Origin of the sequence: Streptomyces sp. enrichment culture (genome assembly GCF_964272855.1) — a bacterium.
Lineage (GTDB): Bacteria > Actinomycetota > Actinomycetes > Streptomycetales > Streptomycetaceae > Streptomyces.
In genome coordinates, this window is record NZ_OZ186847.1 from 6,902,729 (window position 1) to 6,926,283 (window position 23,555).

At 72.0% G+C, this 23,555-nt stretch carries 24 protein-coding genes; 13 read left to right on the forward strand and 11 right to left on the reverse strand.

Going from position 1 to position 23,555, the window contains the following annotated elements; genetic code table 11:
- Window positions 1-2 precede the first annotated feature (2 nt).
- A complete protein-coding gene (locus ACSU6L_RS30600; protein ID WP_437062002.1) occupies window positions 3-1,193 on the reverse strand; it encodes an SMI1/KNR4 family protein in 1,191 nt (396 codons plus the stop codon).
- A 134-nt stretch (window positions 1,194-1,327) separates the two neighbouring features.
- Here ACSU6L_RS30600 and argC point away from each other — a divergent pair, with 134 nt between their 5' ends.
- From argC to ACSU6L_RS30625, 5 genes are read left to right on the forward strand one after another with little or no spacing between them, the layout of a single operon-like run.
- Entirely contained in the window at window positions 1,328-2,356 is a 1,029-nt protein-coding gene (gene argC / locus ACSU6L_RS30605; RefSeq protein WP_437062003.1) for an N-acetyl-gamma-glutamyl-phosphate reductase, read from the forward strand.
- Window positions 2,353-3,504, forward strand: a complete 1,152-nt coding sequence (argJ, locus tag ACSU6L_RS30610) for a bifunctional glutamate N-acetyltransferase/amino-acid acetyltransferase ArgJ (RefSeq protein WP_437062005.1) — start codon at window positions 2,353-2,355, stop codon at window positions 3,502-3,504. Before argC ends, argJ begins: the two co-directional genes overlap by 4 nt.
- Window positions 3,501-4,418, forward strand: a complete 918-nt coding sequence (gene argB, locus ACSU6L_RS30615) for an acetylglutamate kinase (RefSeq protein ID WP_437062007.1) — start codon at window positions 3,501-3,503, stop codon at window positions 4,416-4,418. Before argJ ends, argB begins: the two co-directional genes overlap by 4 nt.
- On the forward strand, window positions 4,415-5,611 hold the full coding sequence (locus ACSU6L_RS30620) for an acetylornithine transaminase (RefSeq protein WP_437062009.1): 1,197 nt from the start codon (window positions 4,415-4,417) through the stop codon (window positions 5,609-5,611). Before argB ends, ACSU6L_RS30620 begins: the two co-directional genes overlap by 4 nt.
- Before the next feature lie 7 nt (window positions 5,612-5,618).
- Window positions 5,619-6,164 carry an arginine repressor gene (locus ACSU6L_RS30625; RefSeq protein WP_073942000.1) on the forward strand — a complete coding sequence of 182 codons (546 nt, stop codon included), beginning with the start codon at window positions 5,619-5,621 and terminating at the stop codon, window positions 6,162-6,164.
- Window positions 6,165-6,175: 11 nt separating this feature from the next.
- Here ACSU6L_RS30625 and ACSU6L_RS30630 read toward each other — a convergent pair whose 3' ends face one another.
- The 6 genes from ACSU6L_RS30630 to ACSU6L_RS30655 form a co-directional block, all read right to left on the reverse strand.
- On the reverse strand, window positions 6,176-6,913 hold the full coding sequence (locus ACSU6L_RS30630) for an FAD:protein FMN transferase (RefSeq protein ID WP_437062012.1): 738 nt from the start codon (window positions 6,911-6,913) through the stop codon (window positions 6,176-6,178).
- Window positions 6,914-6,956: 43 nt separating this feature from the next.
- Window positions 6,957-7,724: an FMN-binding protein gene (locus tag ACSU6L_RS30635; RefSeq protein ID WP_437062014.1), complete on the reverse strand. Its 768-nt coding sequence runs from the start codon at window positions 7,722-7,724 to the stop codon at window positions 6,957-6,959.
- 40 nt (window positions 7,725-7,764) lie between these two features.
- On the reverse strand, window positions 7,765-9,147 hold the full coding sequence (locus ACSU6L_RS30640; protein ID WP_437062016.1) for a ferredoxin reductase family protein: 1,383 nt from the start codon (window positions 9,145-9,147) through the stop codon (window positions 7,765-7,767).
- Window positions 9,148-9,253: 106 nt separating this feature from the next.
- Window positions 9,254-9,952 carry a L,D-transpeptidase family protein gene (locus ACSU6L_RS30645; RefSeq protein ID WP_437062018.1) on the reverse strand — a complete coding sequence of 233 codons (699 nt, stop codon included), beginning with the start codon at window positions 9,950-9,952 and terminating at the stop codon, window positions 9,254-9,256.
- A 258-nt stretch (window positions 9,953-10,210) separates the two neighbouring features.
- Complete coding sequence (locus tag ACSU6L_RS30650) at window positions 10,211-10,807, reverse strand: pyridoxamine 5'-phosphate oxidase family protein (protein ID WP_437062020.1); 597 nt, start codon at window positions 10,805-10,807, stop codon at window positions 10,211-10,213.
- A 105-nt stretch (window positions 10,808-10,912) separates the two neighbouring features.
- Window positions 10,913-11,716, reverse strand: coding sequence for a hypothetical protein (locus ACSU6L_RS30655; protein ID WP_437062022.1), 804 nt, complete (start codon window positions 11,714-11,716; stop codon window positions 10,913-10,915).
- Window positions 11,717-11,886: 170 nt separating this feature from the next.
- Here ACSU6L_RS30655 and argH point away from each other — a divergent pair, with 170 nt between their 5' ends.
- The 4 genes from argH to ACSU6L_RS30675 all read left to right on the forward strand — a co-directional run bounded on the left by argH (window position 11,887) and on the right by ACSU6L_RS30675 (window position 16,522).
- Window positions 11,887-13,314 (forward strand): argininosuccinate lyase, encoded by a 1,428-nt coding sequence (argH, locus tag ACSU6L_RS30660; protein ID WP_437062024.1) that lies wholly within the window; start codon window positions 11,887-11,889, stop codon window positions 13,312-13,314.
- A 74-nt stretch (window positions 13,315-13,388) separates the two neighbouring features.
- Entirely contained in the window at window positions 13,389-14,360 is a 972-nt protein-coding gene (locus tag ACSU6L_RS30665; protein ID WP_437062026.1) for an aldo/keto reductase, read from the forward strand.
- A gap of 81 nt (window positions 14,361-14,441) precedes the next feature.
- Entirely contained in the window at window positions 14,442-14,993 is a 552-nt protein-coding gene (locus ACSU6L_RS30670) for a TetR/AcrR family transcriptional regulator (RefSeq protein ID WP_437062028.1), read from the forward strand.
- Entirely contained in the window at window positions 14,990-16,522 is a 1,533-nt protein-coding gene (locus ACSU6L_RS30675; protein ID WP_437062030.1) for an MFS transporter, read from the forward strand. The genes ACSU6L_RS30670 and ACSU6L_RS30675 overlap by 4 nt, the downstream gene beginning before the upstream one ends.
- 46 nt (window positions 16,523-16,568) lie before the next feature.
- Here ACSU6L_RS30675 and ACSU6L_RS30680 read toward each other — a convergent pair whose 3' ends face one another.
- A complete protein-coding gene (locus ACSU6L_RS30680) occupies window positions 16,569-18,194 on the reverse strand; it encodes a multicopper oxidase family protein (RefSeq protein ID WP_437062032.1) in 1,626 nt (541 codons plus the stop codon).
- A 124-nt stretch (window positions 18,195-18,318) separates the two neighbouring features.
- Window positions 18,319-18,990, reverse strand: coding sequence for a lysophospholipid acyltransferase family protein (locus ACSU6L_RS30685; RefSeq protein ID WP_073941988.1), 672 nt, complete (start codon window positions 18,988-18,990; stop codon window positions 18,319-18,321).
- Between the two features lie 405 nt (window positions 18,991-19,395).
- On the opposite strand from ACSU6L_RS30685, the gene ACSU6L_RS30690 reads away from it, so the two are divergent.
- The 3 genes from ACSU6L_RS30690 (at window position 19,396) to ACSU6L_RS30700 (ending at window position 21,679) form a co-directional block, all read left to right on the forward strand.
- The gene (locus tag ACSU6L_RS30690) at window positions 19,396-20,559 is read left to right on the forward strand and encodes a glycerophosphodiester phosphodiesterase (protein WP_437062034.1); all 1,164 of its coding nucleotides are present in this window, start codon (window positions 19,396-19,398) and stop codon (window positions 20,557-20,559) included.
- Window positions 20,560-20,633: 74 nt separating this feature from the next.
- Window positions 20,634-21,137, forward strand: coding sequence for an RNA polymerase sigma factor (locus ACSU6L_RS30695; protein WP_437062036.1), 504 nt, complete (start codon window positions 20,634-20,636; stop codon window positions 21,135-21,137).
- Window positions 21,138-21,181: 44 nt separating this feature from the next.
- Window positions 21,182-21,679 (forward strand): GNAT family N-acetyltransferase, encoded by a 498-nt coding sequence (locus tag ACSU6L_RS30700; RefSeq protein ID WP_073941985.1) that lies wholly within the window; start codon window positions 21,182-21,184, stop codon window positions 21,677-21,679.
- Window positions 21,680-21,749: 70 nt separating this feature from the next.
- On the opposite strand, the gene ACSU6L_RS30705 is transcribed toward ACSU6L_RS30700, so the two are convergent.
- Together ACSU6L_RS30705 and ACSU6L_RS30710 are read right to left on the reverse strand one after the other, a co-directional pair.
- Entirely contained in the window at window positions 21,750-22,193 is a 444-nt protein-coding gene (locus ACSU6L_RS30705) for a hypothetical protein (protein WP_437062039.1), read from the reverse strand.
- Window positions 22,174-22,533: a hypothetical protein gene (locus ACSU6L_RS30710; protein WP_437062041.1), complete on the reverse strand. Its 360-nt coding sequence runs from the start codon at window positions 22,531-22,533 to the stop codon at window positions 22,174-22,176. The genes ACSU6L_RS30705 and ACSU6L_RS30710 overlap by 20 nt, the downstream gene beginning before the upstream one ends.
- A gap of 104 nt (window positions 22,534-22,637) precedes the next feature.
- Between ACSU6L_RS30710 and ACSU6L_RS30715 the strand changes: the two genes are divergently transcribed.
- Complete coding sequence (locus tag ACSU6L_RS30715; protein WP_437062043.1) at window positions 22,638-23,288, forward strand: HAD-IA family hydrolase; 651 nt, start codon at window positions 22,638-22,640, stop codon at window positions 23,286-23,288.
- The last annotated feature ends 267 nt before the right edge of the window (window positions 23,289-23,555 follow it).

Here is a 23,555-nt window from a genome sequence, read left to right on the forward strand (position 1 = left end):
GCCTACCAGTAGGCGCCCGCGTCCCAGCCCCGGAAGCCCGCCCACTCCAGCGGGTCGTCGTGCTCCTCGTCCAGGTGCGCGAGCCCCGGCGTGACCAGGTTCCCGCGCTGCCAGTCGAGCAGCGTCTCCACCAGCCCGCCCGCGAGCGGCGGCCCCTGCCGGGCGTGCCGGGGCCAGAAGACCAGCGGCCAGGAGTCCGGATCGGGGCCCTCGGTGAGCCAGCCCAGGTAGTCGCCGTCGATGGAGTTGCCGAACGGCAGGAAACCGCCCGGCTCGGGCCACACCGGCAGCGGGAAGTCGTCGGGGTGGCTGCGCCTGAGCCGCCGGTAGCCGTCCAGGATCTCCCCGGCCAGCGTCGTGAACCGCCGCTCGCCGGTGCGCAGCGGTGTGTGCAGCCGCAGCCACTCGCTGAAGGCGCCGGCGCCGTACACCTCCAGCAGCTCCACGTACTCCCGCGGCAGCCGCGTCCCCAGCTCGGCGAACAGCTGCTCCCAGGTGGCGTCGCCGAGATACGGCTCCGCCGGGGGCGGGGCCAGCAGCCGCAGTGCCGCCTGTCCGGTGCCGGTCTCCAGGGCGATGCGCCGCTCGGCCTCGCCGAGCCGGGGCGGCACGGGCTCGGGCGGCGTCCACGGCCCGGCGTCCGTCAGGAAGTCCGGGCGGGCGACGGTGCCGGGCAGCGGTCCCATCAGCGGGCCGGGCGGGGACGGCGTCTCCCAGGTGTCCCGGACGGTGTGCCGCAGATACCCGGTGAGAGTGAGGTCGTACGGGTGCCAGGGGCGCAGTCCGCTGCCGGGGATCGCCCCCTGGTGCCTGACCACGACCGTCCACTCGTCCGGGTCCTCGGACACGGAGGTGTCCCAGAACAGCGCGTCGTCGCCCGCGCTGCACCCCCACGGCAGCAGCCCGCCCGGCTCGGGGTGCAGCGCGGGCCGCTCGTCCTCCGGCAGCCCACGGACCGCCTCGCGGCGGACCTCCCGCAGCCACTCGGCGTACTCGAACTCCTCTCCCGCGCACGGCGCGTGCACATAGAGGAAGTCGCCGAACTCCAGCGGGCCGTACCGGTCCGCGAGCCGCTTGTAGTCGCCGGGCAGGCGCAGCCCCAGCCACTCCTCGACGACCGCCCAGTCGACGGGGACGGGGACGGGCGGGCACTCCTCGGAGGGAGCGGTGAACGTGCTGAGGTCCGGTGTCACGGGAGGTCCTTCGGCCGCTTGCGGTGTACACGCCGATTCTCGCGTCCGGTGCGATGCGTATGGATCACATGGATTGCATAAACGTGCAGCGAAACGTATAGTCATGCCATCCAGGAGGAGGGTCGGAGGGTCCCATGACGGTACGTGCGGCAGTGGCCGGAGCGAGCGGATACGCGGGCGGAGAGCTGCTGCGTCTGCTCCTGACGCACCCCGAGGTCGAGATCGGCGCCCTCACGGGCAACTCCAACGCGGGCCAGCGGCTCGGCGCACTCCAGCCGCACCTGCTGCCGCTCGCCGACCGGGTGCTCCAGGAGACCACCGCCGACGTGCTCGCCGGACACGACGTCGTGTTCCTGGCGCTGCCCCACGGGCAGTCCGCCGCCGTCGCCGAACAGCTCGGACCGGACGTCCTCGTCGTCGACATGGGCGCCGACTTCCGGCTGAAGGACGCCGCCGACTGGGAGCGCTTCTACGGCTCCCCGCACGCCGGGACCTGGCCGTACGGCCTCCCCGAACTTCCGGGTGCCCGCGGCGCGCTGGAGGGGTCCAAGCGCATCGCGGTACCCGGTTGCTACCCCACGGCTGTCTCCCTCGCCCTGTTCCCGGCCTACACCGCCGGGCTCGCCGAGGCCGAGGCCGTGATCGTCGCCGCGTCCGGCACCTCCGGCGCGGGCAAGGCGCCCAAGCCGCACCTGCTGGGCAGCGAGGTCATGGGCTCCATGACGCCGTACGGCGTCGGCGGCGGCCACCGGCACACGCCCGAGATGATCCAGAACCTCAGCGCGGCGGCCGGCGAGCGGATCTCCGTCTCCTTCACCCCGACCCTCGCGCCGATGCCGCGCGGCATCCTCGCCACGTGCAGCGCGAAGGCCAGGCCGGGGGTCACCGCGGACACCGTCCGCGCCGCCTACGAGAAGGCGTTCGCCGACGAGCCCTTCGTCCACCTGCTCCCCGAGGGCCGGTGGCCCGCCACCGCGTCCGTGCAGGCGTCCAACGCCGTCCAGGTGCAGGTCGCGTACGACGAGGCCGCCGGGCGGATCATCGCGATCAGCGCCATCGACAACCTGACCAAGGGCACCGCCGGCGGTGCCGTCCAGAGCATGAACATCGCCCTGGGTCTCGACGAGACCACCGGGCTTTCCACGATCGGAGTCGCACCTTGAGCGTCACGGCAGCCAAGGGATTCACGGCGGCGGGCATCGCCGCCGGGATCAAGGAGAACGGCAACCCGGACCTGGCCCTCGTGGTCAACACCGGGCCGCGCCGCGCCGCCGCGGGCGTCTTCACCTCCAACCGCGTCAAGGCCGCCCCGGTGCTGTGGTCCGAGCAGGTCCTCAAGAGCGGCGAGCTGTCGGCCGTCGTCCTCAACTCCGGCGGCGCCAACGCCTGCACCGGCCCCAAGGGCTTCCAGGACACCCACGCCACCGCCGAGAAGGTCGCGGAGGCGCTGGACATCGGCGCCGGAGAGGTCGCCGTCTGCTCCACCGGCCTCATCGGCGTCCTGCTCCCCATGGACAAGCTGCTCCCCGGCGTCGAGACCGCCGCCGCCCAGCTGTCCGAGCACGGCGGCGAGAAGGCCGCCATCGCCATCAAGACCACCGACACCGTCCACAAGACGTCCGTCGTCACCAAGGACGGCTGGACCGTCGGCGGCATGGCCAAGGGCGCCGGCATGCTCGCGCCGGGCCTCGCCACCATGCTGGTCGTCATCACCACCGACGCCGACCTCGACAGCGGGACCCTGGACCGGGCGCTGCGCGCCGCCACCAAGGTCACCTTCGACCGCGTCGACTCCGACGGCTGCATGTCCACCAACGACACCGTCCTGCTGCTCGCCTCCGGCGCCGCCGAGGTCACCCCTGCCTACGAGGAGTTCGCCGAGGCCGTACGACAGGTCTGCGACGACCTCGGCCAGCAGCTGATCCGCGACGCCGAGGGCGCCAGCAAGGACATCAAGGTCGAGGTGATCAACGCGGCGACCGAGGCCGACGCCGTCGAGGTGGGCCGCTCCATCGCCCGCAACAACCTCCTCAAGTGCGCCATCCACGGCGAGGACCCCAACTGGGGCCGCGTCCTCTCCGCGATCGGCACCACCTCCGCCGCCTTCGAGCCCGACCGGTTGAACGTCGCCATCAACGGCGTCTGGGTCTGCAAGAACGGCTCCGTCGGCGAGGACCGGGAGAAGGTCGACATGCGCTACCGCGAGGTGCACATCGTCGCCGACCTCGCCGCCGGGGCCGAGACCGCCACCATCTGGACCAACGACCTCACCGCCGACTACGTCCACGAGAACAGCGCCTACAGCTCATGAGCAATCCGACGCGGAAGCACACCGCTCTCCCCAAGGCCCAGACCCTCATCGAGGCGCTGCCCTGGCTGGTCCGGCACAACGGCAAGACCGTCGTCATCAAGTTCGGCGGCAACGCCATGATCGACGAGGACCTGAAGGCCGCCTTCGCCCAGGACGTCGTGTTCCTGCACCACGCCGGCCTCAAGCCGGTCGTCGTGCACGGCGGCGGCCCGCAGATCAGCGCCGCCCTCGACAAGCACGGAATCGTCAGCGAGTTCAAGGCCGGCCTGCGCGTCACCACCGAGGAGGCCATGGACGTCGTCCGGATGGTGCTCGCCGGACAGGTGCAGCGCGAACTGGTCGGACTGCTCAACCAGCACGGCCCGCTCGCCGTCGGCCTCACCGGCGAGGACGCGCACACCATCACCGCCACCAAGCACCAGCCGCAGATCGACGGCGAATCCGTCGACATCGGCCGGGTCGGCGAGATCACCGACATCGACACCGGCGCGATCGAGGCGCTGCTCGCCGACGGCCGGATTCCGGTCGTCTCGTCGATCGCCCGCTCCCAGGACGACGGACACGTCTACAACGTCAACGCCGACACGGCGGCCGCGGCGCTCGCGGCCGCGCTGGGCGCCGAGACCCTGATGGTCCTCACGGACGTCGAGGGACTGTACGAGGACTGGCCGAACAGCGACGAGGTGATCAGCCGCCTCACCGCCTCCCAGCTGGAGAAACTGCTCCCCGAGCTGTCCTCCGGCATGGTGCCGAAGATGGAGGGCTGCCTGCACGCCGTACGCAACGGCGTCACCACCGCCCGCGTCATCGACGGCCGGGTCCAGCACTCGATCCTGCTGGAGATCTTCACCGACGAGGGCATCGGCACCATGGTCGTGCCCGACGAGAAGCCGGACGAACAGGGGGAGCGATGAGCAACGAGGCACTGACCACGCGCTGGCAGGGCGCGCTCATGAACAACTACGGCACCCCCCGGCTGCCCCTCGTCCGCGGCGAGGGCACCCGGGTGTGGGACGCCGACGGCAAGGAATACCTCGACTTCGTCGGCGGAATCGCGGTCAACGCGCTCGGCCACGCCCACCCCGCGGTCGTCGAGGCCGTCAGCAAGCAGATCGCATCCCTCGGCCACGTCTCCAACCTCTTCGTCGCCGAACCGCCCGTCGCCCTCGCCGAACGGCTCCTCACGCACTTCGGCCGGGACGGCAAGGTCTACTTCTGCAACTCCGGCGCCGAGGCCAACGAAGGCGCCTTCAAGATCGGCCGGCTCACCGGACGCACCCACATGGTCGCCACCGAGGGCGGCTTCCACGGCCGCACCATGGGCGCCCTCGCCCTCACCGGCCAGCCCGGCAAGCAGAACGGCTTCCACCCCCTGCCCGGCGACGTCACCCACGTCCCCTACGGCGACGCGCAGGCCCTGGCCGCCGCCGTCACCGAGGAGACCGCGCTCGTCGTCATCGAGCCCATCCAGGGCGAGAACGGCGTCGTCGTCCCGCCGCCCGGCTACCTCAAGGCCGCCCGCGCGATCACCGCCGCCACCGGTTCGCTGCTCGTCCTCGACGAGGTGCAGACCGGCATCGGCCGCACCGGGCACTGGTTCGAGTACCAGGCGCACGAGGGCGTCCTGCCCGACGTCGTCACCCTCGCCAAGGGCCTCGGCGGCGGACTGCCGCTCGGCGCCACCGTCGCCTTCGGCCGCGCCGCCGACCTGCTGAAGCCCGGCCACCACGGCACCACCTTCGGCGGGAACCCCGTCGCCTGCGCCGCCGGCCTCGCCGTCCTCGACACCATCGCGAACGAAGGACTCCTGGAGAACACCAAGCGGCAGGGCGAGCAGCTGCGGAACGGGATCGAGGGGCTCGGCCACCCGCTCGTCGGCCACGTCCGGGGTGCGGGACTGCTCCTGGGTATCGTGCTCACCGAACCCCTTGCGGCACAGGTGCAGCAGGTGGCTCAGGAAGCGGGCTTCCTGGTGAACGCGCCCGCCCCCGACGTCGTACGGCTGATGCCGCCGCTGAACCTCGGTGACGACGACGTGGCGGCGCTGGTCCAGGCGCTGCCCGGCTTCCTCGACGCAGTCAGCGGGGACGGACGATCCGGAGAATGAGACGACGATGAGCCAGGCGCAGGATCACGAGCAGCCGGGGGCCAACGGACCCGCCGTGCCGCAGACGCGCACCGCCCGCCACCGCCGGATCGTGGACATCCTCAACCGGCAACCGGTGCGCTCCCAGAGCCAGTTGGCGAAGCTGCTCGCCGACGACGGGCTGACCGTCACCCAGGCGACGCTCTCCCGGGACCTGGACGAGCTGAACGCGGTGAAGATCCGCAACACCGACGGCGAACTCATCTACGCGGTGCCGAGCGAGGGGGGTTTCCGCACCCCCCGGGCGCCGCTGGGCGAGTCGGCGAAGGAGGAGCGGATGCGGCGGCTCTCGCAGGAGCTGCTGATCTCCGCGGAGGCCTCCGCGAACCTCGTGGTCCTGCGGACGCCCCCGGGGGCGGCGCAGTTCCTCGCCTCGGCCATCGACCAGGCGGAGCTGCACGACATCCTGGGGACGATCGCCGGTGACGACACGCTGCTGCTGATCTCCCGGCAGCCGGACGGCGGGCAGGCACTGGCGGACCACCTGCTCCGGCTGGCTCAGAACGGGCACTGAGGGAGCCTGCCTCACCCCAGCCGACCCGCCAGGCCCCTGGTGCACCTCACCTCGTCCCCCGCCGTGATCAGCAGGGCCTCCACCTCCGGCAGGCTCTCCAGCCACGCCAGGCCCTCCCTCGCGCCCATCGCGAAAGCAGCCGTCGCCCAGGCGTCCGCCCAGGTCAGGTGGGGGGCCACCACGGTCACCGCGAGCAGGTCGGTGACCGCCGACCTGCGTGTGCGGGGGTCGACGATGTGGGCGCCGCGTTCGGCGGTGCCGGAGGTGGCGACGGCCAGTTCCGTGGTGCCGGACGCCGAGACCACCGCCGCCAGGCCGCCCGGACGCAGCGGGTCTGCGACCCCGACCCGCCACGGCCGCTCGGCCCCGGGAGCGCCCAGCAACTGCACGTCGCCGCCCCCGTTGACGCTCACCCCGCTCGCGCCGGCCAGCGCCAGCACCCGCGCCGCACGCTCGACGGCCCAGCCCTTGACGATGCCGGTCGGGTCGAGGCGGCCCTGGTACGTGGTGCTGAACCAGCCGTCGGTCATCCGCTCCGCCTCGGCGCCCAGCGCCAGCACCTCGGCGACCTCCGGGTCGCACTCCTCGACGGTCAGCTCGCCGCGTGACAGCCGGGACAGCTGGCTGTCCTCGCGGTAGGTGCTGAACACCGCGTCGGCCCGGTGCAGCCCGTCGACCGCCTCGTCGAGCGCAGCCCGCACGGCACGGGGATCCCCGCCGCGGACGTCGAAGGAGAAGACGGTCCCCATCGTCTCCTCCACCCGACGTACCGCGACGGGAGCTTCTGCGGCCTCACCCACCGATCTGGTCCAGGGCCGACTGCAGGGACTGCTTGTACCCGGCGCTGGTGTAGGTGGCTCCGGACACGGCGTCGATGTCGGCGGTGCCGGCGGCGACGGCGGCCTGGTTGAGGCGGGGTACGGCGTCGGCGGTGATCTGGCCGCTGCGGCCGCCACTGGGCGCCTGGACGGCGTCGGCCCCGGTGACACGGCCGCCCGTCACGGTGACACGGACCTGGACGGGGCCGTACTGGGTCTGCGCGACGGCGCCCGTGACCGTACGGGCCTCGGTCCCGGGCTCGGCCTCGGCTTCGGCCTCGGGGCTCGCGCTTCCCATCTGGTCCAGGGCGGACTGGAGTGACTCCTTGTATCCGGCGCTGGTGTAGGTGGCTCCGGACACGGCGTCGATGTCGGCGGTGCCGGCGGCGACGGCGGCCTGGTTGAGGCGGGGTACGGCGTCGGCGGTGATCTGGCCGCTGCGGCCGCCACTGGGCGCCTGGACGGCGTCGGCCCCGGTGACGCGGCCGTCGGCCACCGTCAGACGGACCTGGACCGGACCGTACTGGGTCTGGACCGCCTCGCCGGTGAGCGTGGTGGTGCCCGCGCCCCGGGCGCCGCCCTGAGGTGACTGGCCCGCCGCCGTCTGCTGCGGGGCCGCGCCGCCCACCGCCGAGGCGGAGGCCGGGTCGGACGCCGGTTTCAGCGACAGCAGCAACACGATGCCGGACACCGTGGCGGCGGTGGCGAGCAGGGCACGCCGGATCGGGTGACTCTTCCTCATCGGTCCCAACAGCTCCTGAAATCGCTGGAATTACCGTCGCTCACATCTCGAACGACTCGTGGTGGATGCGGCGGGCGGGCACTCCCGCGCCGCGCAGCGCCTCGTACACGGACTGCGCGAAGCCGGGCGGCCCGCACAGGAAGACGTCGTGCTTGTCGATGTCGGGCACCTTCTCCTGCAGCCGCTCCGCCGAGATGTCCGGGCGCTCCCCGTCGGGGCTGTTGACCGCGTACATCAGCCGCGCCCCCCGTTCGTCGGCGATGGCGGCCAGCTCGTCCCACAGGGCCAGGTCCTGGGTGCTGTTGGCCCGGTAGAGCAGAGTGATGTCGCCGGCCGCGCCCGGCAGCGTCTCGAACAGGGCCCGCATCGGGGTGATGCCGACGCCTCCCGCCACCAGCAGCACCTTGCCGCGGCTGCGGCGCTGCGCGGTCAGCGCCCCGTACGGGCCCTCGGCCCACACCCGGGTGCCGGGGGCCAGCTCGCGCAGCCGGGCGCTGTGGTCGCCGATCGCCTTCACGGTGATGCGCAGCACGCCGGGGCGGGGCGCCGCCGACAGCGAGTACGGGTGCGAACTGAACCGCATGCCCGGCGCCATGAACCGCCACCGGAAGAACTGCCCGGCCTCCGCGCCCATCCGGTGCAGCTTCCGCCCGCCGATCAGCACCGACACGATCCCGGGCGTCTCCTCGATCACGGCCTCGACCCGCATCCGGTGCTTCAGGTTGAGGCGCACCGGGGTGATGACCCGGTACCAGACGACGAGCGCGGTGACCGTCCCGTACAGCCCGTACCAGAAGGTCTTCGCGACCGGCTCGACGGCGAAGTCGTTGCCGGTGCTGATCTGGTGCCAGAACGTCAGGTACACCGCCGCGTACGTCAGAAGGTGCACGTGGTACCAGGCGTCGTACGGGATCCTGCGGCGGACGCCGCCGATCGAGACCAGCCCGATCAGCAGCAGCAGACCGGTGCCGATCGCGGCCTTGCCCATGTCCGGCAGCTGGTTCACCGAGTCGACGGTCTGCTGGACGATGTCACCGAGGCTCCGCCCGGCCTGCAGCGCGTACCCCCACATGATGAGGAAGACGTGCGCGATCACCAGGCAGAGCGTGTAGCGGCCGGTCATCGCGTGCCAGCGGGCCACCCGGTCGGAACCCACTCGCCGCTCCAGCGCGGGCACCCGCGCCATCTGGAGGACCACCAGGGCCATCAGATAGCCCGCGAGCAGACCGGTGATCCGGCCCGCGCCGAGGATCCGCCCGGTGTCGTCCGCGATCGAGGGAGTGGTGTGCCACCACAGCCACAGCACCCCGCCCGCCCCCGCCCACAGGGCCAGCAGCAGCGGCACGGCGGGGGAGCGGCGCGGGCGGATGCGGCGCATCGTCTGGCGCCGGGCGGCACGGCCGCCTGCGAGCGTGGTGGTCACGGTTCCTCCGGGGACGGGGGCAACGGTGTCTCGTAGTCCCTTGGCCCAGAGATACGTGGGGGAGGCGGCCGGTGTTCAGCGAGCGGCGAGGGCGTTCGCCGGGCGTTCAGTAGCGGGTGACGGCCGTCCGCCCGCTCTCCGTCCCGATGGCGATGTGCGGCCGTTTGCCGGGCTCCGCCCAGGCCAGGATCCGCCGCATCGCGCCCGCCGGCACGGACACACACCCGGCCGTGGCGCCCCGCCCGTCGACATGGAGGAAGATGCCGGCGCCGCGGCCCCGCACGGGCTCGGCGTAGTTGAAGCCGATGACGAGGGCGTGCGCGTACTGCGTCGTGTAGGAGACCAGGTGCTCGGCCTCGGCGGCGCGGCAGTCGGCCGGACGTGGCTCGGTCCATCGGTTGTAGGCGCGGGAGCCGTTGTCCTGGCACCACCAGGAGTCCTCCCGGACCGGGCGGTAGCGGTAGGTGGTCCCGCGCGGTGCCGGCTCGATGCCGAAGGCGTACGGCAGGTCGTACAGCCCGGTCGGCGTCGTGTTCGTGCCCTGCCGGCGCGCGGCACCCTCGACGAGCCCGTTCGCGCCGAACCGGGCCGCCGCCGAACCCTCCTCCACCCACCGTCCGTTCCGCCGCTCCCACCACGCCACCGTGCCGCGCGTCGCACCGGCCTCCGGCGCCACCGCGGTGATCAGCTGACGGCCGCCCCCGGTGTCGGCCATCCGGTCGGGCAGCACCTCCTCGCCGGACGGGGCGAAGGCGGTGAGGCACACGCAGGCGAACAGGGAGACGGCGGCGACGGCGGGGCGCATGCCTCCGACGCTAGCGGCGCCCGGGCGCGGCGCCAGCGCGGTTGCGCCGTTCGGGGGCTAGGGGGCGTCTCGCCGATCATGCCGGGCTCGCGGCGCCTGGCACCGTGCCTCGCCGCGTTGTCGTCGGTCCCCGATTCCCCCAAGCTCTCGGCTCCGCTCGAGCAGGGGGGACCCCCATCGCATCGGCTCCCTCCTCCGCCTTGCGATGCACGGCACCAGACGCCGCTCCCTGATCCGGCCTGATCGACGAGACACCCCCTAGGGGGTGTCCCGGACGAGGGACGGCAGCGGCAACGGCAGCCCCGGCAGTCCGTCGATGCTGCTCGCCACATGCTCCTTCTTTGCGAAGTAGGCGCTCAGCGAGGCGTCGTCCTCGCGGGCGAACCGCTTGCCGTGCAGGTCGCGGTCCTCGTCGTACGACATGAAGGGCACCGCGTATCCGCAGGTGTCACGGACGAGTTCGGCCGTCACGACGATGATCGCGCGCAGGCCGTGGGAGGTCGTGTCGATGGCGGGGAAGCGGGCGAGGAGGTCCGGGAAGCGCGGGTCGTCCCGGAACACCGGCTCCCCGCGGCCGTGCACGCGGACGATGTTCGGCGGGCCCTGGAAGGCACACCACATCAGCGTGATCCTGCCGTTCTCCCGCAGATGGGCGATGGTCTCCGCGTTGGAGCCCGCGAAGTCCAGGTAGGCCACGGTGTGCTCGTCGAGCACCACGAAGGAGCCCTTGAGGCCCTTGGGGGAGAGGTTGACAGTGCCGTCGCCCGCGAGCGGGGCGGTCGCGGTGAAGAAGACGGGCTGTTCCTCGATGAACGTCCGGAGTCTGCCGTCGATGCGTTCGTAAGTCTTTCCCATGTCTAACGATTATTGATGCACGTCGCTCATTTGTCCGACGAATTGCGGCGGTTGCCGGCTGGCGGCCGCCCCGGCCGGCGCTTCCACGGGGCGGCCACCTCCCTCCTACCGGAGCGTGCAGGCCGCGAGCGCTTCCAGGCCTTGCGGCTTGGTGGTGGTGCGGCCGATGGAGATGGCGATGCGGTCGATGGCGGCGGTTCGTTTGCCTTGGAGGGGGCCGAGGACGGCGTTCTGGACGAAGTTGGGTCCGCCTTGGCCGGCGGTGTCGGTGAGGCGCTTGTTGGCTTCGGCGATCTGGGTCTGGAGGAGGGTGAGGTTGCGGTCGACTTCGGCCTTGGCGGAGGCGGGGATCGCGGGGAGCTTCGACGCCACGTCCGGGCAGCTGATCCTGCCCGCGCGGGCCGGCTGTGTCGCCACGGGGCGCGGTGCCGCCGGGCTCGGTGCCGCCGTGCCGGTGCCGGTTCCCGCGCCGCCGAGCGTGCAGGCCGCGAGCGCTTCCAGGCCTTGCGGCTTGGTGGTGGTGCGGCCGATGGAGATGGCGATGCGGTCGATGGCGGCGGTTCGTTTGCCTTGGAGGGGGCCGAGGATGGCGTTCTGGACGAAGTTGGGTCCGCCTTGGCCGGCGGTGTCGGTGAGGCGCTTGTTGGCTTCGGCGATCTGGGTCTGGAGGAGGGTGAGGTTGCGGTCGACTTCGGCCTTGGCGGAGGCGGGGATCGCGGGGAGCCGGGATGCCACGTCCGGGCAGCTGATCCTGCCCGGGGCGGCCAGGGTGCGGGGGCCGGCGTCGCTGCCGGACGACTCGCCTGCCAGGGCGGAGCCTGCGATCAGCGCGCCGGACAGCACCACGGCGGCGGCGCCGCCGACGATCGCCACGCGGCGCTTGTCGTACTTGGGAAGTGCCCTGGACATGCGGATGCCTCACTCGGGTCGGGGAGCTGCGGAGAGGTACTGACAAGTTCGGTGAGCAGTACGAGAAAGCGATTTCCCCCGTTCAACGCCCCCCGAAATTGACGAATCATGCAGTGTTCTGCATACTCATGCATGACCGGGAAGGCAGTGCGAGGCTAGGAGCAGCGCGAGTGAGCAGCAACAGCGGTGACGTACGGCTCTGGGGCGGCCGTTTCGCCGACGGGCCCGCCGAGGCCCTGGCGAAACTGTCCGCGTCCGTCCACTTCGACTGGCGGCTCGCGCCGTACGACATCGCCGGTTCGCGCGCCCACGCGCGCGTGCTGCACCAGGCGGGCCTCCTCACCGAGGACGAGCTCCAGCGGATGATCGCCGGGCTCGACCAGCTCGAAGCCGACGTCGCCGACGGCTCCTTCGTGGGCACGATCGCCGACGAGGACGTGCACACCGCCCTGGAGCGCGGCCTGCTGGAGCGCCTCGGCCCCGACCTCGGCGGCAAGCTGCGCGCCGGCCGGTCCCGCAACGACCAGGTCGCGACCCTCTTCCGGATGTACCTGCGCGACCACGCCCGCACCATCGGCGGCCTGATCGCCGAGCTCCAGGACGCCCTGATCGGCCTCGCCGAGGCCCACCCCGACGTGGCGATGCCGGGCCGCACCCACCTCCAGCACGCCCAGCCCGTGCTCTTCGCCCACCACGTCCTCGCCCACGTCCAGGCCCTGTCCCGGGACGCCGAGCGGCTGCGCCAGTGGGACGAGCGCACGGCGGTCTCGCCGTACGGCTCGGGCGCCCTCGCGGGCAGCAGCCTCGGCCTCGACCCCGAGGCGGTCGCCCGCGACCTCGGCTTCGAGCACGGCAGCGCCGCCAACTCCATCGACGGCACGGCCTCCCGCGACTTCGTCGCCGAGTTCGCCTTCATCACCGCGATGATCGGGGTGAACCTCTCCCGGATCGCCGAGGAGGTCATCATCTGGAACACGAAGGAGTTCTCCTTCGTGACCCTGCACGACGCCTTCTCCACCGGCTCGTCGATCATGCCGCAGAAGAAGAACCCGGACATCGCGGAGCTGGCGCGCGGCAAGTCGGGCCGCCTCATCGGCAACCTGACCGGCCTGATGGCGACGCTGAAGGCCCTCCCCCTGGCGTACAACCGCGACCTCCAGGAGGACAAGGAGCCGGTCTTCGACTCCATCGACCAGCTGGAGATCCTGCTGCCCGCCTTCACCGGCATGATGGCCACCCTCACCGTGCACCGCGAGCGCATGGAGGAGCTGGCCCCGGCCGGCTTCTCGCTGGCCACCGACATCGCCGAGTGGCTGGTCAGGCAGGGCGTGCCGTTCCGGGTCGCGCACGAGGTGGCCGGCGAGTGTGTGAAGGTCGCCGAGTCCGAGGGCAAGGAGCTGGACGGCCTCACGGACGAGCAGTTCGCGAAGATCTCCGAGCATCTGACGCCCGAGGTGCGGTCCGTCCTCAACGTGCCCGGCGCCCTCGCCTCCCGCAACGGCCGCGGCGGTACGGCGCCCAGCGCGGTCGCCGTGCAGCTGGCCGAGGTGAAGGCGGACGTGGCCGCCCAGCACGGCTGGGCGAACGCCAAGAAGTGACGTGAGGGCATCGCGGGTTACGTTGGTCGTCGAGCCGTACAGCCGTACCGGAGCCGACCGAAACGGAGCCCGCGATGCCCTTCGCCCGTCTCGCGACCGCCACGACGCCCACCTGCCACATCGGCCTGGGTCTCGCCGCCGTCGGCCGCCCCGGGTACATCAACCTCGGACGGGACCGCGACCTCGGCGACGACCGCAGCGTCGACGCGCTGCGTGAGCGCACCCACGAACTCCTCGACGCCGCCTACGCCCAGGGTGTCCGCTACTTCGACGCCGCCCGCTCCTACGGCCGCTCCGAGGAGTTCCTGGCGGGCTGGCTGGCCGCGCACCCGGAAATCGACGACATCGTCATCGGCAGCAAGTGGGGCTACACCTACACCGCCGACTGGACCACCGACGCCGAGCGGCACGAGGTCAAGGACCACAGTGTCGAGGCGTACGAGCGGCAGCGCGCCGAGAGCGCCGCCCTGCTCGGCGACCGGCTCGACCTCTACCAGATCCACTCGGTCACCCCGGACAGCCCCGCCCTGACCGACAAGGACCTGCACGCCCGGCTCGCCGAGGCCGCCGCGCAGGGCGTCACCGTCGGCTTCTCCACCAGCGGCCCCGCCCAGGCCGACGCGATCCGCGCCGCGCTCGCCGTGACCGTGGACGGCGAGCCGCTGTTCCGGACCGTCCAGTCCACGTACAACGCGCTGGAGACCTCGGCCGCCCCCGCCCTCGCCGAGGCGCACGACGCCGGTCTGACGGTGATCGTCAAGGAGGGCATGGCCAATGGCCGGCTGGCCGAGCCGCACGCCCCGGACGCGCTGAAGGCCGTGGCGGAGGAGACCGGTCTCGGCTGTGACGCCGTCGCCCTGGCCCTGGTCCTGCGGCAGCCGTGGGCGGGCGTGGTCCTGTCCGGCGCGGCCACCGTCGTCCAGCTCGCCTCCAACCTGCACGCCCCCGTCGTCGACCTGGACGAGGACCGGCTCACCCGCCTCGCGGCCCTGGCGGAGGACCCGCGCGCCTACTGGGAGCGGCGCGGACAGCTGCCCTGGCACTGAGACACCCCCGCCGACCAGCGGCAATGAGTCACACACGCCTTGTCTGAGACAAAGATGTCTCACTTGGTCTATGGTTGTCTCATGGCCGTCGATCGTGACCACGTACTGCGCAGCGCCGCCGCCCTGCTGACCCGTAAATCCACCGCGACCATGGACGAGGTCGCCAAGGCCGCCGGGATCAGCCGGGCCACGCTGCACCGGCAGTTCGCCGGGCGCGACGCGCTCGTCCGGGCGCTGGAGGCGCTGGGCATCGCCGAGTGCGAGGCCGCGCTGGACCGGGCCCGGCTGGACGAGGGCCCGGCGGGCGAGGCCGTACGCCGGCTGATCCGCGAGATCGAGCCCGCCGCCGGCCTGCTCGCCTTCCTCTACAGCGAGAACCAGCTGTTCGAGGGCGAGGAGCAGAACGCGGGCTGGGCCCGCATCGACACCCGCGTCTCGACCCTGTTCCGGCGCGGCCAGGACAGCGGCGAGTTCCGTATCGACCTCTCGCCGACCTGGCTCACCGAGGCGCTGTACGGCCTGCTCGCCGCCGGCGCCTGGTCGGTACTGGACGGCAAGGTCGCCCGCAACGACTTCCAGTTCATGATCGCCGAGCTGCTGCTCGGCGGCGCACTACGGAGAGAGGAACCATGACCAGCACCCTGCAGCCGGTGACCCCCACGGAGGCGGTGAAGCGTCCGGGCCGCTGGCTCGCGCTGTCCGTCCTCGTGCTCGCCGTGCTGCTGGTGGCCGTCGACGCGACCGTCCTCGGCCTCGCGACCCCGTACATCAGTGAGGACCTGGCACCGACCGGCACCCAGCTGCTGTGGATCGGTGACGTCTACTCGTTCGTCATCGCCGGTCTCCTCGTCAGCATGGGCAGCCTCGGCGACCGCATCGGACGCAAGCGCATCCTGCTGATCGGCGCCACCGCCTTCGGCGCGGTGTCCGTGCTCAACGCCTACGCGACCAGCCCCGAGATGATGATCCTCGCGCGGGCGCTGCTCGGTGTCGCCGGCGCGACCCTGATGCCGGCCACCCTCGCCCTGATCCGCAACATCTTCCACGACGCGCGCGAGCGCAGCCTCGCCATCGGCATCTGGGGCGCCACCGCCTCCGCCGGTACCGCGGTCGGCCCGATCGCGGGCGGCTTCCTGCTGGAGCACTTCTGGTGGGGCTCGGTCTTCCTGATCAACCTGCCCGTGATGGCGGTGCTGGTGCTCGTCGGCAGCAAGCTGCTGCCGGAGTCCCGCAACCCGGACCCGGGCCCGTGGGACCTGCCCAGCGTGCTGCTCTCGCTCGTCGGGATGATCGGCGTGGTGTACGCGGTGAAGGAGGCCGCCACCCACGGCTTCACCTGGGCGACCCTCGCCGCCGGTGCCCTCGGCGCCGCCGCCCTGTACGGCTTCGTACGCCGTCAGCTGACGCTGCCCGTCCCGCTGCTGGACATGCGGCTGTTCCGCAAGCGCGGCTTCGGCGCGGCCGTCCTGGCCGACCTGCTGACCATCCTCGGCATGTCCGGCCTGGTGTTCTTCCTCTCCCAGTACCTGCAGCTGGTGCAGGGCAGGCGGCCGTTCGAGGCGGGGCTGGCCGAACTGCCCGCCGCGATCGGCGCGGTGACGGCCGGTCTGGTCGCCGGCGCGGCGGCCCGGCGCTTCTCGGTGCGGTCGGTCGTCGCCGGCGGTCTCGCCGCGGTCGGCCTGGCCCTGGCCTCGCTGACCTTCCTCGACCAGTCCACCGGCTACCCGCAGCTCGGCGCCGCCCTGCTGGTCGTCGGCGTGGGCGCCGGGTTCTCCTTCACCGTGACCGCCGACGTCATCCTCGCCTCCGTGCCCAAGGAGCAGGCGGGCTCCGCCTCCGCGGTCTCGGAGACGGCGTACGAACTCGGCGCCGCCCTCGGTATCGCCGTGCTCGGCTCCATCGTCACCGGCGTCTACCGGGGCTTCCCGTCCCCGGCGGGCACCCCCGAGGGCGCCCACGAGTCGCTGGGCGGCGCGGTGGAAGCGGCCCACGGCCTGCCGGCGGACACGGCGGGGGCACTGCTGGACGCGGCCCGCGCGTCCTTCGTCGACGGCCTCGCCCTCGCGGCGGGTGTGGGCGCGGCGGTCCTGCTGGCGACGGCTGCGGCGGCCTGGTTCCTGCTGAAGGGACAGCGCCTGGAGAGCTCCGGCCACGGGCACTGACCGCCAGGGGGGCGCGGGGCCGTGCCCCGGCGCCCCCGCCCGGGTGTCACCTCTTGTAACCGAGAATCGTCATCATGCCGCTCTCCGAGTGGTACTGGTTGTGGCAGTGCAGCATCCACAACCCCGGATTGTCGGCGTCGAAGTCGATGACCAGTTTGCGGTGCGGCAGCACCACCGAGGTGTCCTTGCGCGCGCCCGCCGCGCCGAAGCCGGTGATCGCGAAGGTGTGGCCGTGCAGATGCAGGGGGTGCCACATGTCGGTGGCGTTGATCAGGGTGAGCCGTACCCGTTCCCCGGAGCGGATCGGGTAACGGTGCCGCACGTCGTACGGCTTGTGGTCGAAGCCCCAGTTGTACTTCTCCATTCCGCCGGTGACCCGGATGCGCATCTCGCGGTCGGGTTCCCGGTCGGACAGGGCCACCGACTCGTGCGGCCTCAGCCGCCGCGCCGGGACGATCCGCCTGTCGAGCTCGTCGAGGTGGACGTCCGGCGGGGGATTCCGCCGTCCCTTGTCGGTGCGCAGGACGGCGAGGGCCCGGCCCTTCTTGCCCTCGGCGAGTCCGACGAGGGCGAAGACGCCGTCCTTCGCGGTGACGAGCACGTCGTACCGCTCGGCCATGCCGACGAGCAGGGCGTCCGTGTCCCGGTGCTCCACCGGATAGCCGTCGGTGTGCGTGACGGTCATGCTGTGACCTTCCAGTGCGACCCGGAAGGCGGTGTCGGAACCGGCGTTGATGATGCGCAGCCGGACGCGGTCGCCGGGACGGCAGCGGAACACCGAGGGCCGGGTGGGCAGCCGCCCGTTGACCAGGAAGTGGGGGTGGGCGACGTTGCCGCTCTCCCCGTCGAGGAGGCGGCTGTAGGAGTTCATCAGCACCCGGGAGGGCCCCGACGACTTTCCGGCCGACGGCGAGCCGTGCGCGTGCTCGGGCGTGCCGCGCTCGGACCCCATGCCCATGCCCATGCCGCCCGAGTGCATGGATCCACTCGCCCCGGGCTTGAGCTGTTCGAGCACCCCGTCGGGGGTGGAGCCCTCCACACCGTCGAGCCAGTCGTCCAGGACGACGATCCACTCCTCGTCGTAGGCGAGCGGCTCCTTCGGGTCGTCGATGATGAAGGGGGTGTACAGGGCGCGGTCGGGCTGCATCCCGACGTGGGAGTGGAGCAGGTAGGTGCCCGGGTGGGGGACGGCGAAGCGGTAGAGGAAGTCGGCTCCGGGCTCGATCTCCGGCTGGGTCAGGCCCGGAGTGCCGTCCATGTCGCAGCGCAGACGCAGCCCGTGCGAGTGCAGCGTGGTCGGGGCGGGCAGCCGGTTGGCGAGTGTCAGGCTGAGGATGCCCCCCGCTGTGGCGCGCACCAGCGGGCCCGGCACCGCGTCGTCGTAGGCCCAGGTCCGGACGGTGCGCCCGCCCAGGTCCAGCAGGGTCTCGGCGGCGGTGAGCCGCAGCGTGCGGACGGGGCCCGAGCCGCGTTCCCGCTCGGCGGCCTCGACTTCCGGATCCGACGGGTTGATGTACCCCGAGGGCCCCGGCGGGACGAAGTCACCCTGGTGACCGGTGTGTTCTGGGCCGGAACGGGGCTCGGGGCCGGAGTCGGTGCAGGCCGCCAGGAGTCCCGCGCCGGCACCGGCGATCGGGGCACGGAGGAGGGTACGCCGCGAAGGTGTGTGCATGCCTAGATAAGACATGTTCTGTGTTCATATACGCGGGAACCGGTCCGGGCAGACGAGGTGTCGGATGCAGATTCCACCGGCAGGCGGACGGAATCTGGCCGCCGCGCCGGGTACCGGGTACTTTCTAGGCGGCCTTCGCCTTCGTGGCGTACACGTCCACGTACTCCTGCCCGGACAGCCGCATCACCTCGGTCATCACGGAGTCCGTCACCGCCCGCAGCACGTACCGGTCCCGGTCCATCCCCTCGTACCGCGAGAACTCCATCGCCTCGCCGAACCGGACCGTCACCTGGTGCGGCCGCGGCAGCCCCGCCCCGCCCGGCTGGATCTTGTCCGTGCCGATCATCGCGAACGGCACCACCGGCGCACCCGTCATCAGCGTCAGCCGCGCGATGCCGGTGCGGCCCCGGTACAGCCGTCCGTCGGGCGACCGCGTGCCCTCCGGGTAGATGCCGAAGACCTTGCCCTCCTCGAGGATCCGCCGGCCCGTCATCAGCGCGGCCACGCCGCCCCGGCCGCCGTCCCGGTCGACCGGGATCATGCCGACGCCGGTGAAGAACCAGGCCATCAGCCGGCCCTTGAGGCCCTTGCCGGTGACGTACTCGTCCTTGCCGATGAAGAAGACCTGACGGTCGCAGACCAGCGGCAGGATCATCGAGTCGATGAAGGTCAGGTGGTTGCCCGCGAGGATGACCGGCCCGTCGCCCGGGATGTGCTCCACGCCCTCCACCCGAGGGCGGAACATCAGGCGCATGACCGGGCCGAGCACTGCCTTGATGAGTGCGAAGCGGGACAACGAGCCCTCCGGTGTCGAAGATGTCGGTGAGTGAAGCGGTATGTGTCTGTGCAGGTGAGGACGATACTCGCGGTTCCCGGCGTGGCGCACATCGGGTTCACCGACGTCTTACTCACTGTTGACGCGGGTTAACCTGCGCCATCGCGCCGTGGACGGCGCGTGACACGCAGGCCACGATGTGACGCACCTCGCCCGGTACCCCGGGCGCGGCGCGTGCCGGGCCCTTGCCGACGGGTGGCCCGCGCCCGGCCCGGCAAGCCGACGGCCCGTTATTTTGCGCCTCCACTACGCCATCCATCGTCATCCATGTGTTCGACCCGAGGCCTCCCCTCCGTCATGTCCGCGCCCCTACGATCGGCGCGCACCGCGGCCGAACGACGGCCGAGCCGATTGAGGGAGGCGCCGATGGGAACGCAGGAGACGAACGAACACGCCCACAGCACCGGACGACGGGCGCTCCTCGGCGCGGCCGTGCTCGGCGCGAGCGGAGCGGTCCTCGGGCTGGGCGGCACGGCGAGAGCCGACGCGAGCAAGGAGGGCCGCGGCGTGAAGAGCCTGCCCGTGCCGACGATCATCGGACACCGGGGCGCCAGCGGCTACCGCCCCGAGCACACCCTCGCCGCCTACCAGCTCGCCCTGGACATGGGCGCCGACATCGTCGAGGCCGGCGACCTGGTGCCCACCAAGGACGGCCACCTGGTCTGCCGCCACGAGCCGGAGATCGGCGGCACCACGGACGTCGCCGACCACCCCGAGTTCGCCGACCGCAAGACCACCAAGACCCTCGACGGCGTGCGCACCACCGGCTGGTTCACCGAGGACTTCACGCTCGCCGAGCTGAAGACCCTGCGGGCCAAGGAGCGGATCCCCGCCAACCGCCCGCACAACACCCTCTACGACGGCCGCTGGGAGATCCCCACCTTCGAGGAGGTGCTGCGCTGGCAGGAGGAGCAGACCCGGCGGCGCGGCAAGCAGGTCTGGATCTACCCCGAGCTGAAGCACCCCACCTACTTCCGCAAGCTGGGCCTCGGCCTGGAGGAGCGGGTCGCCAAGGTGCTGCGCAAGCACGGCAGGCACAAGTGGAACTCCCCGGTCATCCTCCAGTCCTTCGAGCCGACCAGCATCCAGCGCCTGAACAAGCTGGTCGACAACCCGCTGGTGGTCCTGCTGTCCGGCGCGAACAGCCGCCCCTGGGACTTCGTCGAGACCGGTGACCCGCGCACCGTCGCCGACCTGGTCAAGCCGGCCGGCCTGCGCGAGATCGCCTCCTACGCCCAGGGCATCGGCCCCACCCTCGACCTGGTCGTCCCGAAGGACGCGGCCGGCAACCTCACCGAGCCGACCACGCTGGTCGCCGACGCCCACAAGGTGGGCCTGATCCTGCACCCCTACACCCTGCGCAACGAGAACCCGTTCCTCCCGGCGGACTTCCGCAAGGGCACGGACGCCGACGGCTACGGCGACGTCTTCGGCGCGTACCGGGCGTACTTCGCGACGGGCATCGACGGTGTCTTCACCGACCACCCGGACACCGGCCTGCTGGCCCGCGCGGAGTTCGTCAACGGCTGAACCCCGCACCCCGTTCGGGGTGACTCCCGGCCGCCCGGGCAACCCACCGCCCGGGCGGCCGCGTCGTGCCGCATATGACGCACGACCTCCTCACCGCGCTGCGGCCGCTGCTCGCCGCCGAGGCCGTCGCCGAGGCACACCCCGGCACCGAGCCCGCGGACCTCGAACAGGCGGTCTGGCTCCGCCTCCTGGAGCGCCTCGGCACCGACGGCCCGCCCCACGACCCCGAGCGCTGGCTGCGCCGCGCCGTCCGCTCCGAGGCGCGCCGCTCCCGTCGTACGACCCGTCGCGAACGGCCGTACGCGAACGAGCCGGCCGACGACGGCGGCGGCACCCCCGAGCAACTGGCCCTCGCCGCCGCGCGTCGCCGCGCCCTGCGTGACATGGTCCGCCGGCTGCCGGGCCGCTGCCCGACGCTGCTCGAAGCGCTGCTGTCCCCGCAGGACCTGACATACCGGGAGATCGCGGGGGAGTTGGGTATCTCACAGGGCAGTCTCGGACCGGAACGTTCCAGATGTCTGGGATGTCTACGGCGATTGCTCACAACGGAGGTTGCGGCCCGGGGAGCACGGGGATAGGAGTGTGGGACGACAGGCAACAGGTGAGCGGGAGGCGTGCACACATGGGCATGAGCGTGGTCATCTCCGAGGCGACGGACCAGGACGCCGAGCAGATCTTCAAGCTGCAGTACCTGTGCTTCCAGAGCGAGGCCGCGCTGTACGGCAACTACCGCATCGACCCGCTCGTCCAGACCCTCGACTCGCTCCGCCGGGAGGTCGCCGACGACTGCGTGTTCGTCGCCCGGCTCGGCGACGAGGTGGTCGGCTCCGTGCGCGGCACCGTCACCGAGGACGGCGCCGCCGCCATCGGCAAGCTCTGCGTCCACCCCCGCCTCCAGGGCCACGGCATCGGCGCCCGCCTCCTGAACGCCGCCGAGTCCGCCCTCGCCGACCAGCGCGGCGCCAAGAAGTTCCGCCTCCACACCGGCCACCGCAGCGAAGGCAACCTCCGCCTCTACCGCAAGGTCGGCTACGAGGCCGTGGGCACGGCCCAGGGCTCGGACGGCGTCCCGATGATCATCCTGGAGAAGCGGGCGGGCACGTACGTGCAGACGGCGTGAGGGGAACGCCCTCAGGGGCGCGGGGAACCGCGCGAGAAACCACGGAAGGCCCGCACCCGCCGACGAGCCGTCAACCCGGCTGCCCGCTCCGCGATTTCCGCAACCAGAACAGCGCGGACACCGGCAGGAGCACCGGGATGAACAGATAACCCATCCCGAAGTCCGACCACACGGTCGCATCGGGGAACGCCGACGGCTCGACCAGCGTCCAGGTGCCCACGACCAGCACGCCCACCAGCTCGGCGGCGCAGCACAGCCGCGCCGCCCTGCGGGCCGTCTCCCCGCCCCGGAACAGCGTGTACGTGATGAAGCCGTACACCACACCGGCCACCGCCGACAGGGAGTAGGCGAGCGGCGCCCGGTCGAACTCGGTGGCGATCTGATACGCGGAGCGCGAGACCGCGCCGACGACCATCACGCCGTACAGCCAGACGAGCAGCGTTCCGGGCCCGCTGGTCAGGCGCTGCCGCTGCCTCTCCTCGACCGCGGTCACCTCAGCCTCCCCAGATGTCATAGAGCCGCACCTCCAGCACGGCGAGGACCACGCCGCCCGCGGCGACCGTCACCGAACCCCACTTGGTGCGCTCGGCCAGCGACATGAAGCCGGCGGCCGGCACGCACGCGAACGCGCCCAGCAGATACGACACGAAGATCGTCGTCCCCTGGTCCGGCTCCTCGCCCCGCGCCAGCTGCACGATGCCGACGACCAGCTGGATCAGGGTCAACAGGGTGACCACGGCCATCCCGGTGAAGTGCCAGTCCTTGGTCGGCTGGTCACGGTACGCCGCCCAGCCGCACCACGCGGCGAGCAGCAGCGCGGCGACCCCGGTCACCAGCGTCAGGGCATCAAGCATGCAGCGACCCTATTACGACGCAACGGACACCCCGTGCGCGCCCCCGGCCATCCGCGGCCACGGCCCGGAACAGCTCGTTCCGGCGGCCCCGTAGGGTCGGGGGCATGAAGATCCGCGCACAAGCCCTCCTGTTCGACAACGACGGGACCCTCGTCTCCTCCCTGGAATCCGTGCACCGCTGCTGGACCCGGTGGGCCGCGGAGTACGGCATCACGGCGGAGCGGTTCGGGCAGGTGGAGCTGCACGGGCGCCCGGCCGCGGAGATAGCCGCGGACCTGCTGCCCGCCGAGGTAGTGCCGGAGGCCGTCGCGCGGATCGAGCGGTTCGAGGTGGAGGACGTCCCAGGCGGCGGCGTCCGGCTGCTGCCCGGCACCGAGGACTTCCTGGCCGCGCTGCCCGCCGACCGCTGGGCCGTCGTCACCTCCGCCACCCGGCGGCTCGCCGAGGCCCGCCTGCACGCCGTCGGCATCCTGCCCAAGACCCTGATCGCCGCCGACGACATCACCCGCGGCAAGCCCGACCCCGAGCCCTACCTGCTCGGCGCCCGCTCGCTGGGCGTCGACCCGGCCGCCTGCGTCGTCTTCGAGGACGCACCCGCCGGTCTCGCCGCGGGCCGCGCCGCCGGGATGACCACCGTGGCATTGGCCACAACCCACCAGGCCCACGAGCTCGACGCCGACCTGGTGGTGCGGGACCTGTCGGCCCTGTCGGTACTGGTCACCGACGGGGGTGTGGAGATCGCCGTACGGGACTGACGTACGTCCGTGACGGTCCACCGCTGTCCACTATGCGGACGGCGGTGACCGGTCAGGACCGTACGTCTGCTTTACTGATCGCATGACCACGATGAGCAGCCGCAATCTTGCGACCGAGGCGACCATGACGCCCGGTGCTCGTTGTATGTGTCTGTGTCGAATGTGCGCCTTCTAGAGGGCCCCTGCACCACCTGAGCCTCGCGCCCCGAAGCGAGAGCCCGCTCATGTCCGCCGTAGCGCCCGCCCTACGGCACCGAGCCGCCCAGC